At 56.4% G+C, this 20,347-nt stretch carries 11 protein-coding genes, 2 tRNA genes and 3 rRNA genes; 5 read left to right on the top strand and 11 right to left on the bottom strand.

All coding sequences use genetic code 11. From position 1 onward, the window contains the following. Window positions 1–148: 148 nt before the first annotated feature. From ACNSPV_RS06535 to ACNSPV_RS06520, 4 genes are all read right to left on the bottom strand, one after another. Window positions 149–224 (bottom strand) — tRNA-Lys (locus ACNSPV_RS06535). Between the two features lie 38 nt (window positions 225–262). Beyond that, window positions 263–379, bottom strand: a 5S ribosomal RNA gene (rrf, locus tag ACNSPV_RS06530). 128 nt (window positions 380–507) lie between these two features. Beyond that, window positions 508–3,342 (bottom strand): 23S ribosomal RNA (locus ACNSPV_RS06525). Between the two features lie 265 nt (window positions 3,343–3,607). Next, window positions 3,608–5,118 (bottom strand): 16S ribosomal RNA (locus tag ACNSPV_RS06520). The 16S, 23S and 5S rRNA genes sit together here with 1 tRNA gene alongside, the layout of an rRNA operon. A 575-nt stretch (window positions 5,119–5,693) precedes the next feature. Here ACNSPV_RS06520 and ACNSPV_RS06515 point away from each other — a divergent pair. Next, a complete protein-coding gene (locus ACNSPV_RS06515; protein ID WP_348584068.1) occupies window positions 5,694–6,470 on the top strand; it encodes a type III pantothenate kinase in 777 nt (258 codons plus the stop codon). Between the two features lie 292 nt (window positions 6,471–6,762). On the opposite strand, the gene ACNSPV_RS06510 is transcribed toward ACNSPV_RS06515, so the two are convergent. Further along, window positions 6,763–6,839 (bottom strand) — tRNA-Arg (locus ACNSPV_RS06510). 163 nt (window positions 6,840–7,002) lie between these two features. Here ACNSPV_RS06510 and ACNSPV_RS06505 point away from each other — a divergent pair. Continuing rightward, window positions 7,003–8,382 carry an MATE family efflux transporter gene (locus tag ACNSPV_RS06505; RefSeq protein ID WP_348584070.1) on the top strand — a complete coding sequence of 460 codons (1,380 nt, stop codon included), beginning with the start codon at window positions 7,003–7,005 and terminating at the stop codon, window positions 8,380–8,382. A 53-nt stretch (window positions 8,383–8,435) separates the two neighbouring features. Here the strand turns inward: ACNSPV_RS06505 and ACNSPV_RS06500 are convergent, their stop codons facing one another. From ACNSPV_RS06500 to ACNSPV_RS06485, 4 genes are all read right to left on the bottom strand, one after another. Continuing rightward, window positions 8,436–9,458 carry an ATPase P gene (locus ACNSPV_RS06500; RefSeq protein WP_348584072.1) on the bottom strand — a complete coding sequence of 341 codons (1,023 nt, stop codon included), beginning with the start codon at window positions 9,456–9,458 and terminating at the stop codon, window positions 8,436–8,438. A gap of 226 nt (window positions 9,459–9,684) precedes the next feature. Beyond that, window positions 9,685–11,190: a carbon starvation protein A gene (locus ACNSPV_RS06495; protein WP_348584073.1), complete on the bottom strand. Its 1,506-nt coding sequence runs from the start codon at window positions 11,188–11,190 to the stop codon at window positions 9,685–9,687. A gap of 429 nt (window positions 11,191–11,619) precedes the next feature. Continuing rightward, window positions 11,620–13,119: a carbon starvation protein A gene (locus ACNSPV_RS06490; protein ID WP_348584075.1), complete on the bottom strand. Its 1,500-nt coding sequence runs from the start codon at window positions 13,117–13,119 to the stop codon at window positions 11,620–11,622. A gap of 312 nt (window positions 13,120–13,431) precedes the next feature. Beyond that, complete coding sequence (locus tag ACNSPV_RS06485; protein ID WP_348584076.1) at window positions 13,432–14,349, bottom strand: LysR family transcriptional regulator; 918 nt, start codon at window positions 14,347–14,349, stop codon at window positions 13,432–13,434. A 137-nt stretch (window positions 14,350–14,486) separates the two neighbouring features. On the opposite strand from ACNSPV_RS06485, the gene ACNSPV_RS06480 reads away from it, so the two are divergent. From ACNSPV_RS06480 to ACNSPV_RS06470, 3 genes are read left to right on the top strand one after another with little or no spacing between them, the layout of a single operon-like run. After that, complete coding sequence (locus ACNSPV_RS06480; RefSeq protein ID WP_348584077.1) at window positions 14,487–14,702, top strand: hypothetical protein; 216 nt, start codon at window positions 14,487–14,489, stop codon at window positions 14,700–14,702. Between the two features lie 15 nt (window positions 14,703–14,717). Continuing rightward, window positions 14,718–15,620, top strand: a complete 903-nt coding sequence (locus ACNSPV_RS06475) for a ketopantoate reductase family protein (protein WP_348584078.1) — start codon at window positions 14,718–14,720, stop codon at window positions 15,618–15,620. Between the two features lie 9 nt (window positions 15,621–15,629). Continuing rightward, window positions 15,630–16,169, top strand: a complete 540-nt coding sequence (locus ACNSPV_RS06470; RefSeq protein WP_348584080.1) for a histidine phosphatase family protein — start codon at window positions 15,630–15,632, stop codon at window positions 16,167–16,169. A 240-nt stretch (window positions 16,170–16,409) separates the two neighbouring features. Here the strand turns inward: ACNSPV_RS06470 and ACNSPV_RS06465 are convergent, their stop codons facing one another. Next, window positions 16,410–18,116, bottom strand: coding sequence for a hypothetical protein (locus ACNSPV_RS06465; protein WP_348584082.1), 1,707 nt, complete (start codon window positions 18,114–18,116; stop codon window positions 16,410–16,412). A gap of 5 nt (window positions 18,117–18,121) precedes the next feature. After that, window positions 18,122–20,179 (bottom strand): efflux RND transporter permease subunit, encoded by a 2,058-nt coding sequence (locus tag ACNSPV_RS06460; protein ID WP_348584083.1) that lies wholly within the window; start codon window positions 20,177–20,179, stop codon window positions 18,122–18,124. Window positions 20,180–20,347 lie beyond the last annotated feature (168 nt).

Raw genomic sequence — 20,347 nt, 5'->3', positions numbered from 1 at the left:
CGCATTTCAAAGCAATTCCAGCCCATGCAGAGGATTCCCACGAAAAAGCCGACCGTGCAAAAACCGTGCATTGACCGTGCAAGCCCCGAATTTTCGGGGTTACATAACGAAAAAGAGCGTCAAATCTTACGATTCAACGCTCTTTTATTGGTGCACCTCCAGGGACTCGAACCCTGGGCCCACTGATTAAGAGTCAGTTGCTCTACCAACTGAGCTAGAGGTGCATATTATCAGAATGTGGTTTCTTCATTCTGATAACTCAAGTCGGCGACTACCTATTTTCACGCGCCGTTTCCAGCGAACTATCTTCGGCACAAGTGAGCTTAACTTCTGTGTTCGGAATGGGAACAGGTGGAACCTCACCGTCATCGACACCGACCGATCTGACTGGCCTAGTATAACATATCTGTTGTACTTTGTCCAGTGTTTCTTAGAAGGACGTGCCTTCAAAACTGAATAATCACTGCTAGCATTTTTTCGTTGACTCTTGAGAGTCTCAAGCGAATTGTGGTCAAGCCCTCGACCTATTAGTACACGCTTGCTGAATGGATCGCTCCACTTACACATCGTGCCTATCAACCTTGTAGTCTTCAAGGGGTCTTACTTGTTTGAAACAATGGGATATCTTATCTTTGGGTCGGCTTCACGCTTAGATGCTTTCAGCGTTTATCCGATCCGTACATAGTTGCCCAGCTATGCTCTTGGCAGAACAACTGGTGCGCCAGAGGTACGTCCGCTCCGGTCCTCTCGTACTAGGAACAGCTCCCATCAAATATCCTGCGCCCACGACAGATAGGGACCGAACTGTCTCACGACGTTCTGAACCCAGCTCGCGTACCGCTTTAATTGGCGAACAGCCAAACCCTTGGGACCGAATACAGCCCCAGGATGCGATGAGCCGACATCGAGGTGCCAAACCTCCCCGTCGATGTGGACTCTTGGGAGAGATCAGCCTGTTATCCCCAGGGTAACTTTTATCCGTTGAGCGATGGCATTTCCACTCACATACCACCGGATCACTAACTCCAACTTTCGTTACTGCTCGACCCGTCAGTCTCGCAGTTAGGCTCGCTTCTGCGTTTGCACTCTTTTGCTTGATTTCCGTTCAAGCTGAGCGAACCTTTGAACGCCTCCGTTACTCTTTAGGAGGCGACCGCCCCAGTCAAACTGCCCACCTAACAATGTCCCCCGCCTTGATTCAAAGGCGCAGGTTAGAATTCCAATATCGCAAGGATGGTATCCCAACGGCCTCTCCACAAGCGCCAAAGCACCTGCTTCCCAGAGTCCCATCTATCCTGTGCATGCAACATCGAAACCCAATATTAGGCTACAGTAAAGCTCCATGGGGTCTTTCCGTCTTGTCGCGGGTAACCGGCATCTTCACCGGTACTACAATTTCGCCGGGCGGGCTGTTGAGACAGTGCCCAAATCATTACGCCTTTCATGCGGGTCAGAACTTACCTGACAAGGAATTTCGCTACCTTAGGACCGTTATAGTTACGGCCGCCGTTCACTGGGGCTTCGATTCAATGCTTGCACATCTCCTCTTAACCTTCCAGCACCGGGCAGGCGTCAGCTCGTATACGTCATCTTTCGATTTAGCACAAACCTGTGTTTTTGGTAAACAGTTGCTTGGGCCGATTCTCTGCGGCTGCATTGCTGCAGCACCCCTTCTCCCGAAGTTACGGGGTCAATTTGCCGAGTTCCTTAACAACCCTTCTCCCGTTGGCCTTAGAATCTTCTTCCTACCTACCTGTGTCGGTTTGCGGTACGGGCACCGCAGAAATACACACAGCTTTTCTCGCCATCTTCCATCCCGGACTTCGGTACTAATTTCCCTCGATCGCTACCGGAACCAACACCCGGCTCCGAGACTTCATATGTGTCCCTGTGTTTAACTCTTTTGGTGGTGACGGAATCTCTACCGTCTGTGCATCGGCTACGCCGTTAGGCCTCACCTTAGCTCCCGACTGACCTGGAGCGGACGAACCTTCCTCCAGAAACCTGAGGCTTTCGGCCATGCAGATTCTCACTGCATTCGCGCTACTCATTCCGGCATTCTCACTTCTATACACTCCACAGCCGCTTGCGCTACTGTTTCACCGCGTATACAACGCTCCCCTACCCAATACATTGCTGTATTGCCTAAGCTTCGGTGTCAGGTTTAGCCCCGTTAAATTCTCCGCGCAAAGACGCTCGACCAGTGAGCTATTACGCACTCTTTGAATGAGTGGCTGCTTCTGAGCCAACATCCTGGTTGTCTGCGTATCTTCACATCGTTTTCCACTTAACCTGACTTTGGGACCTTAGCTGTAGATCTGGGCTGTTTCCCTTTTGACAATGACATTTATCTGACACTGTCTGACTCCCAAGCATCAATACTCTGGCATTCTGAGTTTGATAAGCTTCGCTAACCTCTCGGCCGCTAGGCTATTCAGTGCTTTACCTCCAGGTATCTAACTTGAGGCTAGTCCTAAAACTATTTCGGGGAGAACCAGCTATCTCCGGGTTCGATTGGAATTTCTCCGCTACCCACAGTTCATCCGCCGCCTTTTCAACGGAGGTCGGTTCGGTCCTCCATGGAATTTTACTTCCACTTCAACCTGACCATGGGTAGGTCACCCGGTTTCGGGCCCATTGTATGCAACTTAACGCCCTTTTCAAACTCGCTTTCGCTTCGGCTCCAGACCTTAAGTCCTTAACCTTGCTGCATACAATCGCTCGCCGGACCGTTCTACAAAAAGTACCCTATCACGCATTGACGCGCTCTAGGTGCTTGTAGGCACAGGGTTTCAGGTTCTTTTTCACTCCCCTCCCGGGGTGCTTTTCACCTTTCCTTCACAGTACTATACGCTATCGGTCACTGGGTAGTATTTAGGGTTGGAGGGTGGTCCCCCCGTATTCCGACCAGGTTTCACGTGTCTGGCCGTACTCTGGAATTCGCTCGGCTCTTGTCGCTTTCACCTACGTGGTTCTCACACTCTCTGACCGGCCTTCCCATGCCGTTCGGTTAACAACTTAAGTCCTAAATGCGCTCCGTACCCCGAAAGTATTTCTACTCTCGGTTTGCCCTCTTCCGCGTTCGCTCGCCACTACTTACGGAATCTCGTTTGATGTCTCTTCCTCGCCCTACTTAGATGTTTCAGTTCAGGCGGTTCCCTCGATATACCTATTTTGAAGTTCAGTATAACGTACCTGAGTATGAACCCAGGTGAGTTTCCTCATTCAGAAATCTCCGGATCAATGCTTATTTGCAGCTCCCCGAAGCTTATCGCAGCTTATCACGTCTTTCATCGGCTCCCAGTGCCAAGGCATTCGCCCTGCGCCCTTGTTCGCTTGACCTTTCAAACGTTCTCTTGGAACATTTGGTATCCTCTTGATTCTCTCTTGCCAACGAAGATTATTGTTACCCTTCCTTTTGAAATTGCAATATTTCTTAAAAAGAACTTACTATAATCTTTGTTTCGCAGTTATTATTCAGTTTTCAAGGTACGTCTTTGAGTGTCCTTTTCAGGGCCCTCAAAATCGAACAATATCTACTCTACTCGTTCAAACCTGTCCAAGAACTGTCCATCTTTTGATGTTCTGTCCTTGCCTGACTCCTTAGAAAGGAGGTGATCCAGCCGCAGGTTCTCCTACGGCTACCTTGTTACGACTTCACCCCAATCACCAGTTTTACCTTCGGCGGCGTCCTCCTTGCGGTTAGACTACCGACTTCGGGTCCCCCCGGCTCTCATGGTGTGACGGGCGGTGTGTACAAGGCCCGGGAACGTATTCACCGTGGCATGCTGATCCACGATTACTAGCAATTCCGACTTCGTGCAGGCGAGTTGCAGCCTGCAGTCCGAACTGGGACGTTGTTTCTGAGTTTTGCTCCACCTCGCGGTCTTGCTTCTCTTTGTTTAACGCCATTGTAGTACGTGTGTAGCCCAAGTCATAAAGGGCATGATGATTTGACGTCATCCCCACCTTCCTCCGTTTTGTCAACGGCAGTCTGGCCAGAGTCCTCTTGCGTAGTAACTGACCATAAGGGTTGCGCTCGTTGCGGGACTTAACCCAACATCTCACGACACGAGCTGACGACAACCATGCACCACCTGTCTCCTTGCTCCGAAGAGAATACATATTTCTATGCCTGTCAAGGGATGTCAAGACTTGGTAAGGTTCTTCGCGTTGCGTCGAATTAAACCACATACTCCACTGCTTGTGCGGGCCCCCGTCAATTCCTTTGAGTTTCAACCTTGCGGTCGTACTCCCCAGGTGGATTACTTATTGTGTTAACTGCGGCACTGAAGGGGTCAATCCTCCAACACCTAGTAATCATCGTTTACGGTGTGGACTACCAGGGTATCTAATCCTGTTTGCTACCCACACTTTCGAGCCTCAGCGTCAGTTGGTGCCCAGTAGGCCGCCTTCGCCACTGGTGTTCCTCCCGATATCTACGCATTCCACCGCTACACCGGGAATTCCGCCTACCTCTGCACTACTCAAGAAAAACAGTTTTGAAAGCAGTTTATGGGTTGAGCCCATAGATTTCACTTCCAACTTGTCTTCCCGCCTGCGCTCCCTTTACACCCAGTAATTCCGGACAACGCTTGTGACCTACGTTTTACCGCGGCTGCTGGCACGTAGTTAGCCGTCACTTCCTTGTTGGGTACCGTCATTATCTTCCCCAACAACAGGAGTTTACAATCCGAAGACCTTCTTCCTCCACGCGGCGTCGCTGCATCAGGGTTTCCCCCATTGTGCAATATTCCCCACTGCTGCCTCCCGTAGGAGTCTGGGCCGTGTCTCAGTCCCAATGTGGCCGTTCAACCTCTCAGTCCGGCTACCGATCGTCGCCTTGGTGGGCCGTTACCTCACCAACTAGCTAATCGGACGCGAGGCCATCTCAAAGCGGATTGCTCCTTTTCCCTCTGCTCGATGCCGAGCCGTGGGCTTATGCGGTATTAGCAGTCGTTTCCAACTGTTGTCCCCCTCTTTGAGGCAGGTTCCTCACGCGTTACTCACCCGTTCGCCACTCGCTCGAGAAAGCAAGCTCTCTCTCGCTCGTTCGACTTGCATGTGTTAGGCGCGCCGCCAGCGTTCGTCCTGAGCCAGGATCAAACTCTTTATAAATGATATTTATCACTTAAAAGTGTTAAATCTTGTTCGCTCAGCACGCAATCGCTTGCGTCCTGTGTGAATTACTTTTGGAATTGTTTTAAGTGTTTTTCCAAACACATAAAGGTTCCTTACAAGTTTTTCGATATTGTTCAATTTTCAAGGTCCTGTAGCGCCTCAGCCTTGCGGCTGACGACCTGTTTATTTTACCGCCAAAGTGGTTTTTTGTCAAGCCTTATTTTTTAGAAGCTTTTGAACTTTCTGAACATGGGCACTCAAGAAGTTTCTCAGAACAAACTGGAACTTTTTCAGCGTCTATTGGTCCTTTTCAAAGGCTTCCTGCTGAGGCTTCGGAAGTCATTCTTTTGCCTCAGCGCTTGGCGCTCAAGTATAATACCACACCCCCGCCTCCTTGTCAACACTTTTTGACAACTTTTTTCCAATTTCTTTGCAATTTCTTTTGGAGGGGAGAAAGTCCCTCAATCGGAACGCCCCTCTCTGTCATCGCTGCACACACTTGCGTATCGGCGGCAGGTGCGCTATTATATATTATAATACATTATATTGTGCCGTGGAGGAGGGCTTTGTTTATGATACTCACCGTTAACATCGGCAACACCCATATCACTGTGGGCGGCTACGAACAGGACACGCTCCGGTTCTGTGGGCGGCTGCATTCTGATATGGATGCAACGGTGGATGAATACGCCATTCGTCTGGTGAATCTTCTCTCACTGCATGGTGCCACCCCCGACCAGATCGAAGGCGGCATTCTGGGCAGCGTTGTCCCGGTGCTGAGTGGGCGGGTGCTTTCGGCGCTGCACATCCTGTGCAAAGCCCGCATCCTGACGGTAGGGCCGGGCCTGAAAAGCGGCATCAAATTGCGGCTGGACAATCCCGCCCAGCTGGGTGCCGAACTTTTGTGCGGTGCCGTCGCCGCGCTGTCAGAGTGTTCCGGGCCGCTGGTGGTGATCTCTGCCGATACCGCCATTTCCATGATGGCCGTCAATGCAAAGCAGGAGCTTGTGGGTGGAGTGATCCTGCCCGGGCCGCAGCTTTCACTGAGCGCACTGGTAAAAAACACCGCCCAGCTGCCGCAGATCGACCTTGCCGCGAAGGCCCCTGCGTCCATTCTGGGCAAGAGCACCTCTTCCTGCCTGCAGAACGGCTTTGTGCTGGGCACCGCCAGCCTGCTGGATGGTCTGGCTGAGCGTTTCTGTGCCGAGCTTGGCCCGCAGACCGCCTTCTACGCCACCGGCAGCCTGCCCGCTGCCATCCGGGAAGCCTGCCGCACCCCCATTCTATACCGGGAGACCCTCATCACAGACGGACTGTACCGCATCTGGATGAAAAACAAAAAGGGATAGCTTCATTTCGCCCGGATGAACGGTAGTCCTCTTGTTAGACATTCCTACGGGTTGGGAACCGCGGGCTAAGCAAAGCCGCACTGTGGCTTTGCTTGCGGCGCTATGCAGGGCCTTACGGGTTGCGTTTGCTGATTTTTCTGCAGCTCCTTGACAGGGCTTTGAAAAACCAGAACGCGGCCCCAACAACTCCTCCCTGTTTCAGCCGCTGGCTGCGGTCGTCGTCGTTGCTGTTCGAATCCTCCCGGCGCACTAAAAAAGAAAAACCAGAACACAGATGTGTTCTGGTTTTTCTTGGTGCGACCGGGAGGATTCGAACCTCTGGCCTTCCGGGTCGGAGCCGAACGCTCTATCCAGCTGAGCTACGATCGCATACATTGACCTGTCGGTGTAATGTAGTATAGCACAGCCGCACAAAAAAATCAAACCTGAAATGTCGAAGCCATCTTGCAAAAGATGCACCGGCCCATATAATAGAAATGTGCCCCGGTGTGCGCGGGCACGGTTTTGTTTAGGATAAAGGAAAAAAGAGAGTATGAGTTCGAATACCAAAACGCTGACCGAAGGGCCTCTGGCAAAGCAGATCCTTCTGGTCAGCCTGCCGCTGGCATTCTCCAACCTGCTGCAGGTGCTGTTCAACATGTCGGACGTGGCCGTGGTAGGCCGGTTTGCAGGCTCTACAGCGCTGGGCGCCGTGGGCTCCACCAGCATCCTTGTCAGCCTGTTCACCGGCTTTCTGATCGGCCTGAGCGGCGGCATCAACGTGCTGGTGGCCCGTTTTTACGGCGCGCGCCATGCCGGCGATGTGGAAAAGACGGTGCATTCGGCGGCCATCGTCAGTCTGATCGCGGGTGTGGTGCTGCTGTTTGTCGGCCTGCTGGGCTCCCCCTTCATGCTGCGGCTGCTGAACACCAAAGAGGATCTGCTTCCCGGTGCCATTCTGTATCTGCGGGTGTACTTTCTTGGTATGCCGGCTCTGGCCCTGTACAACTTCGGCAACGCCGTGTTCAGTGCCATCGGCGATACCAAAAAGCCGCTGATCTATCTTTCCATTGCAGGCGCGCTGAACATCCTGCTGAACCTGTTTTTTGTCATCGTGTGCCAGCTGAGCGTGGTGGGCGTGGCGCTGGCCAGTGCCATCTCCCAGTGTGTTTCGGCCGGGCTCATCCTGCGCGCCCTGACCCGGGTGCAGGACTGCTACGTGCTAGATACCCACAAGCTGCACCTTGACCCTGACCTGACCCGGAGCATTCTGGGGCTTGGCCTGCCTGCCGGATTCCAGAACGCAATCTTTGCCATTGCGAACCTGTTCATTCAGGCAGGCGTCAATTCCTTCGACTCCCTCATGGTCAAGGGCAACAGCGCCGCCGCCAATGCCGACGCCATGATCTACGACTGCATGGCCGCGTTCTACATGGCCTGTGCAAGCTTTATGAGCCAGAACTACGGTGCCGGCAAGCCGGACCGCGTGAAAAAAAGCTTCTTCATCAGTCTGGCTTACTCCTTTGGTGTCGGCCTGATTCTGGGCGGGAGCCTTTTCTTCTTCGGGCGCAGCTTCCTTGCCCTGTTCACCACCGAGAGCGCCGTCATCGACGCAGGCATGAAGCGTATTCGTGTGATGGGCCTTGCCTACTGCATCTCCGCCTTTATGGACTGCACCATTGCCGCGTCCCGCGGACTGGGCAAGACGATCGTGCCTACCATCATTGTGGTGATGGGCTCCTGCGTGTTCCGGGTCATCTGGGTCTACACCATCTTTGCCCACTTCCACACCATTCCCTCGCTGTATGCGCTGTACCCCTGCAGCTGGGCGCTGACCGCCGCTGCAGAGATCGTGTACTACGCGCACTGCTACCGGGAAGCCATGAAGATCTTCCATCACCCCAAAGCAGAGCAGCTTCCAAGCGCTCTGTAACACAAGAACCGGCAGCCCGCGGGCTACCGGTTCTTGTTGTTTTATGAGGATCTTTACTGATAATCGTGGTTGAGGAACATGGCCTTGATGACCACCACCTCGTCGTACTCCTCCTGTTCCACCTGCACATCTGCGTTCAGGGACTTCAGGCGGCTTTCCACAGCAGCAAGGGCTTCCGGCACCGTGACGGCGCGGCCCTCTTCAATGGCATCGCTCATCTGCTTGAGCACGATGGGATGGGCATACCGGCTGGGCACCGGGAACGCACCGCTGGGGTAGTGCTTCACGTACTCCGCCATGGCAGCTTCGGCCTTCTCGGCCCGCTTCATGATGGCGCTGTGGTTGTTGTGGGCGGTGGGCAGCATGTTGTAGCTGGAGAACAGGAAGATGGCTGCAAAGCCGAACAGCGCAAAGTAGATGCCATAGCCGCCGGTATGGGTGGTGACGGCGTACAGGCCGTAGGCCGCAGAGACGATGCCCATGATAAAGATGGCCAGCGCCACATAGCGGTACACCGGCTTGCTCTGCAGCTGGGCGCGCTTGCGGCGCTCGGCTGCGCTGAGCTCATCGGAGAGGGCAGGCTTTGCTTCCAGATATTCCTTTGCCCTGCGCAGCACCGTGATGCTGTGGCGGGCTTCGTCGGTCAGCTCGCTTTCCGGCAGCTTGCGGGAGGCCTTTTCGGCTTCCTTTTTTTGCAGCATCTGCTCACCGGCTGCGCTGAGCAGATGGATCTGCGGCTGCTCTTTGGCCAGCACCTCCAGCAGCTTGTCCACGTCGCGCTCGTCCTTGAAGTTGCACTGCTTCTGCTTGCCACCGTCGTACTCTACCACAAGGTAGGCCATGGAGGCAAACATGCCCTTGCCGGTAAAGCCGCCGGAGCTCATAGCCACCCGCTTGAACACGCGGCTGATGCTGCCGTAGGGCAGATAATAGCGGCGGTCGATGTAAAAGCTGTTGAGGTACAGCGCCTTTTTGCCAACGCCGCAGGGGCCGATCTTTTTGCAGGACTTTTTGTCCTCCACCAGCTCCTGTTGATCAAGCTTTGCCATACCCAGCTGTGCAGGTTTGAAGATCATGGAAGTTCCCTTCTTTACTGTTAGTTTCCGGTCCGGCCGCAGATGCTGCAGCCATTCCAAATAAGATCACCGGTTCTATTTTCGCACCGCAGCCCTTAAAATGCAACCCCTCCGGCTGCTAAGATTTGCACAAAAGGTTTGTCTGTTATGTCAAAACACCCCCGTCACTGCAGGCACAGCGGCGGGGGTGTCAGAATTTAAGGCTTATGCGATGCGGCAGACGTCCTTATGCCTTCTGGGAAGCGGTGTGCTTCTTGGTGGCATGGATGAAGAGTGCCAGCATTGCGATCGCAAAGATGATGCCGATGGGATATGCAACAGCGGTGTTGTAAGCGACCAGCTTGCCGTCTGCATAAGTATTGATCATCTTGCCCAGGCACTCAGGTGCCAGCACGAAGTAGGTGCAGGACACAGCGCTCATGAAGGTAGCGGGCACAGCGGTGATCCAGTAGTTCTTCTTTTCCTTGAACAGGTACATGGATGCAGCCCACAGAACGATCATGGCCAGCGTCTGGTTGGTCCAGCTGAAGTAGCGCCAGATCACGGTGTAGTTGATGAAGCCCAGTGCGTTGCCGATGCCCAGGAAAGCACCAACGCCCAGAACGGGGACACAGAGCTTCAGGCGGTTTGCGTAGCTGTCCTGATCGATCTTGAGCCAGTCGGCCAGGGTCAGACGAGCAGAACGGAATGCGGTATCACCAGAGGTGATGGGGCAGATAACAACGCCGATCATTGCCAGAGCAATGCCAACGCCGCCCATGGTCTTTGCACACACGTCGTAGATTGCAGCAGACTGACCGGCAGCCAGAGCCTCGGCCAGACCAGCCATCTTACCGTCGGTGATGGTGTACAGTGCGCAGCCGGCAGCGGCCCAGATCAGAGCGATGACGCCCTCGCAGACCATTGCGCCGTAGAACACGAAGTGGCCCTGCTTCTCACTCTTCATGCAGCGGGCCATCAAAGGCGACTGGGTGGAGTGGAAGCCGGAGATAGCGCCGCAGGCAACGGTGATGAACATGAAGCTCCAGATGGGAGTGCCCGACGGATGCATGTTGTTGAAGTTTGCCCAGATCTCGGGGATGGTGTAGGCGGGGTTGGTAAAGATGCCGAAGATAACGCCCACAGCCATGATGATCAAGCAGATGCCGAACACGGGGTAGATCTTACCGATGATGGCATCGATGGAGATAAAGGTGGCGATGAAGTAATACACCAGAATGATGATCAGCCAGAACAGGGTGGTGGTCAGCAGACCGGACATGCCGCTGTTCTTGCACAGGGTAACGATCAGGCCGGCGGGGCCCACTGCGAACACGGTACCGACCATGATCAGCAGCACAACAGAGAACACACGCATAATGTTCTGCATGACAGGTCCAAGGTATCTGCCGGTGACCTCAGCGATGGATGCGCCATCGTTGCGCTCGCTCATCATACCGGAGAAGTAGTCATGCACACCACCTGCAAAGATGGTGCCGAAGGTGATCCACAGGAACACCACGGGACCCCACAGAGCACCCTGCAGTGCACCAAAGATGGGGCCCAGACCTGCAATGTTCAGCAGCTGGACGAGGAACAGCTTCCACTGGGGCATCACAACGTAGTCAACGCCGTCGTTGATGCGCACAGCAGGAGTTTCGCGGTCGTCCGGTCCGAACGTGTTGTCAACGATCTTGCCATAGACAAAGTAGCCGATGATCAAGAGCGCCAGACAGAGTAAGAAACTAATCATACCAGAAACCTCCTTTTTGATTCAAACCGCAGCCAGCATTTTGCGTGCCCAGCCACGGCTCTGACCAATCTCTGGCTTCATGTTAACACTTTTTTCATAAAGCAGTTAATATTTTTCTGGTATGGTTCCCATATCAAAAAGTATATGGCAAGATGCTTCCGCGGAATACCTGCAAAGAATTTTTATCGCATTTACGGCAAATTTTCTCAATTCCCCGGCAAAGACCTTTCCCGGAACCGGTCAAAACCGCTGCTGCCAAACTTTCCAGTCTGTTTTTGTGCAAGTTGCTCAATCGTTTTCGATTTTCTCCGCAAATCGTGATTTCTTTGCCTGAAACGCCGCAAAATACAAGGCACCCTCCGCCGAGCCGTTTCAGCGAAGGGTGCCTTATTCAGCAGATCATTTGTATATATGTTTGTATATATCGTGTCATGCCTTCTGGGCTGCCTTCTTCGTTGCGTGGAGGAAGATCGCCAGCATTGCAATGGCAAAGATGACACCGATGGGGTATGCCACTGCGGTGTTGTAAATGGTGGCACCCTCTGCGGTCTTACTGTTCAGCAGGCCGCCCAGGCATTCGGGAGCCAGAATGAAGTAGGTGGAAGAGACCGCGCTCATGAAGGTGGCAGGCACAGCGGTGATCCAGTAGTTCTTCTTTTCCTTAAAGAGGTACATGGATGCAGCCCACAGAACGATCATGGCCAGCGTCTGGTTGGTCCAGCTGAAGTAGCGCCAGATCACGGTGTAGTTGATGAAGCCCAGTGCGTTGCCGATGCCCAGGAAAGCACCCACGCCCAGAACGGGGACACAGAGCTTCAGGCGGTTTGCGTAGCTATCCTGATCGATCTTGAACCAGTCGGCCAGAGTCAGACGTGCGGAGCGGAATGCGGTATCGCCGGAGGTGATGGGGCACACCACAACGCCGACCATTGCCAGCGCGATGCCCACACCGCCCATGGTCTTGGAGCAGACATCATAAATGGCCTTGGACTGGCCCATGGCCAGTGCTTCGGCCAGACCGGTGTTCAATCCGCCGGTAACTTCGTACAGGCTGCAGCCTGCAGCGGCCCAGATCAGAGCGATGACGCCCTCGCAGACCATTGCGCCGTAGAACACGAAGTGGCCCTGCTTCTCACTCTTCATGCAGCGTGCCATCAGAGGCGACTGGGTGGAGTGGAAGCCGGAGATCGCACCGCAGGCCACCGTGATGAACATGAAGCTCCAGATGGGGGTGCCCGACGGATGCATGCTGCCGAAGTGATCCCAGATCTCCGGGATGGTGTAGGCAGGGTTGGTGAAGATGCCGAAGATGACGCCGATGGCCATGATGATCAGGCAGATGCCGAAGATGGGGTAGATCTTGCCGATGACCGCGTCGATGGAGATAAAGGTCGCGATAAAGTAGTACACCAGAATGATGATGAGCCAGAACAGCAGCGAGGTGAGCACGCCGGAAGCCCCGCTCTGGCTGCACAGCTCCACGATCAGGCCGGCGGGGCCCACCGCGAACACAGTGCCCACCATGATGAGCAGCACCACCGAGAACACGCGCATGACGTTCTGCATCACAGGGCCTAAGTATTTGCCGGTGATCTCAGCGATGGAAGCACCGTCGTTGCGCTCACTCATCATGCCGGAGAAGTAGTCGTGCACGCCGCCTGCAAAGATGGTGCCGAAGGTGATCCACAAAAAGACCACCGGGCCCCACAATGCGCCCTGCATGGCACCAAAAATGGGGCCAAGGCCGGCGATGTTCAGCAGCTGAACGAGGAACAGCTTCCACTGGGGCATCACAACGTAGTCCACACCGTCATTGATGCGCACAGCAGGCGTTTCACGGTCGTCCGGGCCGAAGGTGTTGTCCACGATCTTACCATAGACAAAGTAGCCCACGATCAGGATCGCCAGACAGAGTAAGAAACTGATCATACCAGAAACCTCCTTTTTCTTTGTGCCGGAAGGATGGAAGCATTTTCCATATTTTCCATCCATCCCGGCCAGCTTTCTGGGTCTATGTTAACATATTTTTCATAAAAGTGATAATATGCTTCTGGTATAGGGGCATATCAAAGGCCATATACCAGCAAAGATTTTTAGCCGATGTTTCGTTTCTTTTTCGTGCGATTCATCAACAAAAAGACAGCCGCAGCGCATAAAGCGCCGCGGCTGTCGGCCAAATTCCTTTGCTTTCCGGTTTTTCTGCATTCCGATGTTTTGCCAGTTCTTAACCGGTTTCGGCGGTCATTTCACGGTCAGCGCCGCCTGCTTGTGCAGCAGCTGCACAAAGGTCTGCTCCTCCGGGCGCAGGGTCCCCCTGTCCGGATAGACCAGAACATCCTTCATGCGCTGGCGCTGGGCCGGGCACTTCCTGAGCACCAGATGATACTGCTCCAGCGCCCGCCGGGGCATGGGCGACGCCCACATATAGGCATTGGGCAGGTTCTGCAGGATGGAGAACTGGCTGCACCGCTCGTACACATGGATGCGGCGGTTCGGGTTCGTATGCCAGCGCAGGCCGCTGTCCTCGCCGCCGGGCAGTTGGAAATCACCGTGCAGGACCTCCATATAGCTGTTCAGCTGGGTGATGTCGGTCACCTCGCACTTTGCCAGCGGGCCTTCCCGGTTGGTCAGCAGCCGGTATTCAAACTCCATCACCGGCTCCCGGTGCAGGCCGTGACGGTCGCAGTAGCGGTGGTAGTAATCCTCGTCCTCCTCCGCGTAGCGCAGCAGGGCCAGATGATAGCCCCGCCGCAGCACATGGTCCAGCGCTTCCATGGAGCCGGATTCCCGGATATGCACCCGCAGCTGCTGGCTGTCTGCCATCTGCTGCAAAAAATCCACCGTCGCGTAGGAAGCGTAGGTGGCGTGGGGCAGCACCACCCGCAGCTCCGCACAGCTGCTCTGCCGACTGCGGGCGTCCAGATCCAGCCGGTCCACCTCGTCCAGCACCCGCTCTGCCTGCCGGATAAAATGCCGTCCCTGTTCGGTGGGGATCATGCCGGTGGACGAGCGCTCAAAGATGCGGATGCCGTATTCCTCTTCCAGATTCTTGAGCGCCTTGCTCACATTGGGCTGGGCCGCATACAGCTGCTTTGCCGCCGCGCTCACCGAGCCCCACTTGCGGATGGCCACCAGATAACGCAGTTCCGTAATATTCATGTGACTGCCCCCTGTTCCAAAAATCATTCCTATTTTATCAAGCCGGGCGGTCGGCTGTCAAGCCAAATGCGGTTGACGCGCCCCGCGCAGAGCTTTATAATAAAAATGCTGTATTTACAAAAAGGAGTTTAGCTGCTATGGAGACTACCTACCGCGTTCTGCGCATTGACGAACAGCTGTACGGCTGTGAGGAGCTGCCTGCCGGTCAGCCGGTGCTGTGCGATGTCACGCTGGCCGATGCCGCCGGGGCCCGGCGCACCCTGCCCTACCCGGACAAAGAGCTCACCCGCCTTGGCATCGACGAGGGCAGCATGGTCGTCCTGACCGCAGACGGAACGCTGAAAAAGGCATAAACACAGGAGGAACACATGAAAAAGATCAAAACCTCTGCCCTGATCGGCCTGGGCGCACTGGGTATCCTGTTCGGCCGCAAAATGCCCGGCGTGCAGGTCATCGCCGATGAGGACCGCATTGCCCGCTACTCTGCCGAACCGGTCGTCTGTAACGGCGAAAAATGCAGGTTCTCTTACGTCACCCCCGCCGAGGGCAGGCCGGTAGACCTGCTTCTGGTGGCTGTCAAGGCCACGGTGCTGGAACAGGCCATTCAGGACATTGCAAAGTTCGTAGGGCCGGACACCGTCATCCTCAGCGTGCTGAACGGCATCACCAGCGAGGAGCACATTGATGCAGCCTATCCCGGCCACACCCTGTGGAGCGTTGCCATCGGCATGGACGCCACCCGCACCGGGCGCACGCTGGTGTTCAATCAGGCGGGCAAGATCCAGTTCGGTGAGCGCAGCGGCGAAATGACCGACCGCGTACAGGCCGTGGCCGACTATCTGGACGAGTGCGGCATTGCCAACGAGCCCTGCGGGGATATCCTTTACAAGCAGTGGAACAAGCTGATGGTGAACGACGGCCTGAATCAGGCCGCAGCCGCCTTCGACCAGCCCTACGGCGGCCTGCGCCAGCCCGGCGAGGCACAGGACATGATGCGCGCGGCCATGCAGGAGGTTATCCGGCTGGCGAACCTTGAGGGCGTGCCCCTGCCGCCGGACAACGATGTGAAGTTCATCGACGCCATGATGCCCACCTTCAACCCCGATGGCATGCCCAGCATGCGGCAGGATGTGCTGGCAAAGCGCCCCACCGAGGTGGAGGAGTTTGCCGGTGTGGTGCGCCAGCGGGCCAGGAAGTACGGGATGCCCACCCCTGCCAACGACTTTTTCTACACCCGCATCCGCGAGATCGAAGCAGGATATGACCAGTAAGGAGCTGCCATGCACAAGCTGTATTTTACCCGCCACGGAGAAACCGTCTGGAATGTTGAAAACAAGATCTGCGGCATGACCGACAGCCCCCTCACCGAGCGGGGCCGCCAGCAGGCCCGGGAGCTGGGCGAAGCCGTCAAGGCCAGCGGGGTGCACATCGATGAGATCCTCTACTCTCCCCTGTCCCGCGCCGCCGACACCGCCATGGCCATTGCCGAGGCCACCGGCCTGCCCGCCCGGTGTGAGCCGCGCCTGCGGGAGCAGTGCTTCGGCAAGTACGAGGGCACGCCCCGCAACGGCGCAAAATTTCACCTCTCCAAGACTTATTTTGCTGACCGCTACGACGGCGGCGAGAGTATGCTGCAACTGGCCCAGCGCATCTATAACCTGCTGGACGAGCTGAAGGCCGACACCGGCAAGACCTATCTGCTGGTGGCCCACAACGGCATCGCCCGGGTGGTGCAGTCCTATTTCTACGACATGACCAACGAGGAATACGCAGCTGCGGGCATCAGAAACTGCGAACTGGTGGAATATCATTTTGAATAAAGTTTCTTCAAAATCTTGCACGGCCTCGCCCTCTCCGTCACGCCTTGCGGCGTGCCACCTCTCCCAAAGTGAGAGGCTTTGGCATTACGGTCAACTTTCTGGTTCTGCCAAGGGCTCTCCCTTTGGGAGAGCTGTCGAACAAATGTGAGACTGAGAGGGCGAGCCCGTTAACAAAAAAGAATCTGCAACTGTCAGCCTGAACTTCGGGCATCACAATTGCAGATTCTTTCTTTTTATGTCTTATCCTTTATACAGCCCAAACAGCTTGAGCAGCTTCTGCCAGAAGGTCAGGGTCACAGCCGCCGGTTCCGGCTGGGCTGCCGGGGCCGGGGCTGTGATGGCAGTGGTCTGCAGCGCAAACTGTACCGCGCTCACCTCGGTGTTCTCTGCCGAGGTGAAGCTCTGCACCTCCCCGCCGCCGGAAAGACTGTTCAGCAGGCTGTCCAGCTGGGCACCCATGTCGATGCCGGAAACGCTGCTGCGCAGCTCGCCGGTGCCGCCGGTCAGCTGAGATGCGCCCTCCGCCAGCTGCGCAACGCCCGCTTTCAGCTGGGCTACGCCGTCGGTGTAGGCGTTCAGGCCGTCGTCCAGCTGGACATACTGGGACGCCAGCTGGTTCACGCCGTCGGTGAGCACCGAGAGATTGCCCAGCATCCCGGTCAGCACACCGGCCAGCTGCCGCACACCGGCGTCAAACTCGCCGTAGCTGCCGTTCAGGGTGCTGCTGCCCTCGTGCAGCTGGGCGATGCCGCCGTTCACCGTGTCCAGATAGGTCTGCATGGCGTCGATGTTGGCGGTGGAGCCCTGCAAAAGCAGGATCACATCCTTGAGCTGCGGCATCATCCACACCATGCCCTGCAGCTGCCGGATGGCCTTGGCGTTGCCCTCCTTCACCACATCCAGATCAAGGCCGTTTTCTTTGAGGATGGCCTTGTAGGCTTCAAAGCTCACCTGCTGTTCCAGCTGTGCCGCGCCCTCATCCAGACGGGCAATGCCGTCCCGGATCTGGGTGGAGGCATCCAGCAGGGTGTTCAGCTCGTCGGTGGAGGCCGAGATGCCGTTCAGCGCGGTCTGCATCTGGGTGAGGGCCCCACGCACCCGGGCTGAGCCGCCGGTCAGAGCGGCAGAATTGCCGTTCAGGGTGTCGATGCCCGCCTGCACCTGCGCAATGCCGTCTGCCAGCGCGTTGGCACCATCGTCCAGCTGAACGGAACCGCTCTGCAGCTGTTCCAGCATCCCGGTCAGGTCCATATCCCCGAGGTCGAGGTTCAGGTTCAGCCGCACGCCGTTCAGGGAAACGGCGTCCATGGCAAAATCCGTCACATCGGCGGTGACGGTCACGTCGCTGTCCGCGCCCGGCAGCAGGATGTAGGAAAGCTGCTTTTTGCTGCCCACATTCGCCACCGTAGCGCCCGGCGCGCTGATGTTCCGGGCAAGCTCGGTGTCCAGACTCATGGTCACCTGCAGCGCGTAGTCGTCAAAAAAGCTGCCGGTGCAGTCCGGGTTGCGGCTCACCTGCAGCCGGATGGAAAGCGCACCGCTTTTGCCGCCCAGCTCGTCGGGGCGGATCTCTGCCCCGTCCAGCGTATAGGTCAGCTTTACCACCCACGGCAGGGCCGTGGCGGCGTCCATGGTGCCCTCATAATAGAGCTTGCCGTCCTCGGTCACATGCACCGTGACCGTATCGCCGCTCTGCTCCACGGCATCGCTCGTGGTCATGTTGCGCACGGCAGTGTAGCTGCCGTGGTCCGCAACGGTGTCCCCCGCCTGCACGGAAAAGCTGTTCACGGCGTACACGCCGGTCACAGCACCGGAGGCCGTCAGGTTTGCATAAATGACCTCTTCCTTGGCAGCGGAGGCTGCTGCAAAAGCCGGCAGACTGCTGCCCGCCAGCAGGCAGCCCGCCAGCGCCAGCGCCGACACCCGGCGCACAAATTGATGTTTCATCTCGGTCAAGCCTCCTTCGGCTGTTTTTTCTTTTTTATAATGAGCGGGTCGGCCAGATACAAAAAGCCCGGCAGTGCCGAAAGCACGATGGCCAGCGACACCAGACTGCCCACGCCCAGAAAATTGCCCAGCTGGCCCAGCAGCTGGTTTGTGGAAATGGCCCCCATCAGGAAGCCCACCACCGCCATAGCGCTGCCGGTGGTGCTGACCGAGGTGGTCACAGCAGACACTGTGGCTGCAACAGCTTCTTTGCGGCCCAGCGTCTCGCGGAACTCCTGATAGCGGTCGGAGAAGAGGATGGCGTAATCCACCGTAGCGCCCAGCTGCACCGAGCTGATGATGAGGTAGGCAATGTAGAACACATACTGGCCCCGGAAGTACGGGATGGCCAGATTGATCCAGATGGCGGTCTCGATGCTGAGCACCAGGATCACCGGCAGCAACAGCTGGCGCTTCATGAGGAGCAGGATCAGGAACACCGCGCCAATGGCCAGCAGGTTCACCTTGACCATGTCGGCCGTGATGGTGTCCATCAGGTCATAGGTGCTCACGCCCTGACCGGCCAGATAATAATTGTCCGGGTAATATTGCTGCACCGTGGCGCGCACCCGCTCCACCAGCGCAAAGGCCCCATCGCCCTCGGTGTCGGCGTCCACGGTCAGCACCATGCGGGTGTAGCCGCCGGAGACCAGCAGCCCCAGCGTGTCCCCGGGCACGAACTCCGGCGGGATGGACGCGCCTGCGTTGTCCACATAGGAAAGGATGCCGGTCACCTCCGGGATGGCGTGCAGTGCATCCGAAAGCTTTTGCTGCGTAGCGGTGTCGCCCTCCGGCACCAGTACAACGTAGGTGTCGCTGCGGCCAAAGGTCTCCTCGATGGCGGCGGTGTCCGCACCCAGACGGGTGTTCTCGCCAAACATGTGGGCGGCACCGTAGTAATACTGGTTCGAGTTGGAGGCCAGATAGCTGGGCACCATCAGGATGACCAGCACCAGTGCCATGGGCAGCATGATGCGGGCCACAAAGCGGCCGAACTTGTCAAAGCTGGGCAGCAGGGGCTTGTGGTGGGTCTTATCCATCCACTTGTAGCACGCCAGCGTCAGCGCGGGCATGAAGGTGAACACGGTGACAAGACTCAGCACCACACCCTTTGCCAGCGCAAGGCCCAGATCCGGGCCGATCTGGAACTGCATGAGCACCAGTGCCAGAAAGCCGATGACGGTGGTCAGTCCGCTGGACAGGATGGAGCCGGTGGATCTGCACAGGGCGTCCACCATGCACTCCTCCGGGCTGGCGCCGGGGTTTTCGGCCCGGCACTCCGCAAAGCGGTGGATCAGGAACACCGAGTAGTCCAGCGACACCGCCAGCTGCAGGATGCTGCCTGCCGCATTGGTGACAAAGGAGATGGTGCCGAAGATGAGGTTCGTGCCGTTGTTGAGCAGGATGGCCGCCCCCAGACCCATCAGCACCAGCAGCGGCTCTGCCCAGGAATCGGTGGTCAGGATCAGGATGAACAGCACATACACCACCGCGATGGCGGCGATCTTTGCCACCTCGGTCACGGTGGAGTTGGTGGCAACGGCAGTGGAGACCGCCGCGCCCTCCAGCGCGTTGCCCTCCCCGATCAGCTCCCGCACGGCAGCCACGGCTTCCAGACGCTTCTCGTCCTCCACCGTCACGGTGAACAGGGCGCAGCCATCCTTATAATAGCTCTCCACCGTGGCGGTGTCCTGCATCTGCAAAGGCACCGTCACATCCAGACTGTCGTCCAGCCATGCAACGGAGGACACTCCATCGATGGCGGCAAGCTTTTCCTTGTACTCCAGCGCCTGCGGCACCGTCACATCCCGCACCATGACCCGCATGTTGGGGATGCCGCCGGTAAAGGCACCGTTCATCACCTCGATGGCGGTGGTGGAGGGGGATTCCGGCGGCAGATAGTCGTTGATATCATAATCCACCTGCACCCGGCTTGTGGCAGCCATGCTCAGCACAGCCGCCAGTGCAAACACCGCCAGCACCAGCCTGCGGCGGCGCACGATGGCGGTATAAAAACGTTTCATCAAAACAGGAGTTCTCCTTTCCGGATCCATAAAAAAACTTTTATCATTCTAACAGGTTTGATAAACGTTGGGAAGAGACAGTTTATGAATTTTGGCCCCGAATGCCGATTTTTTTGATTTTTCTGCCTTGACAACAAAAATAAATTCTGATATGCTCTTTTTTGGTTC

Source organism: Faecalibacterium sp. 3 (assembly GCF_048323735.1).
GTDB classification, from domain to species: Bacteria; Bacillota; Clostridia; order Oscillospirales; family Ruminococcaceae; genus Faecalibacterium; species Faecalibacterium wellingii.
This window is presented reverse-complemented; position numbering and strand designations above follow the sequence as displayed.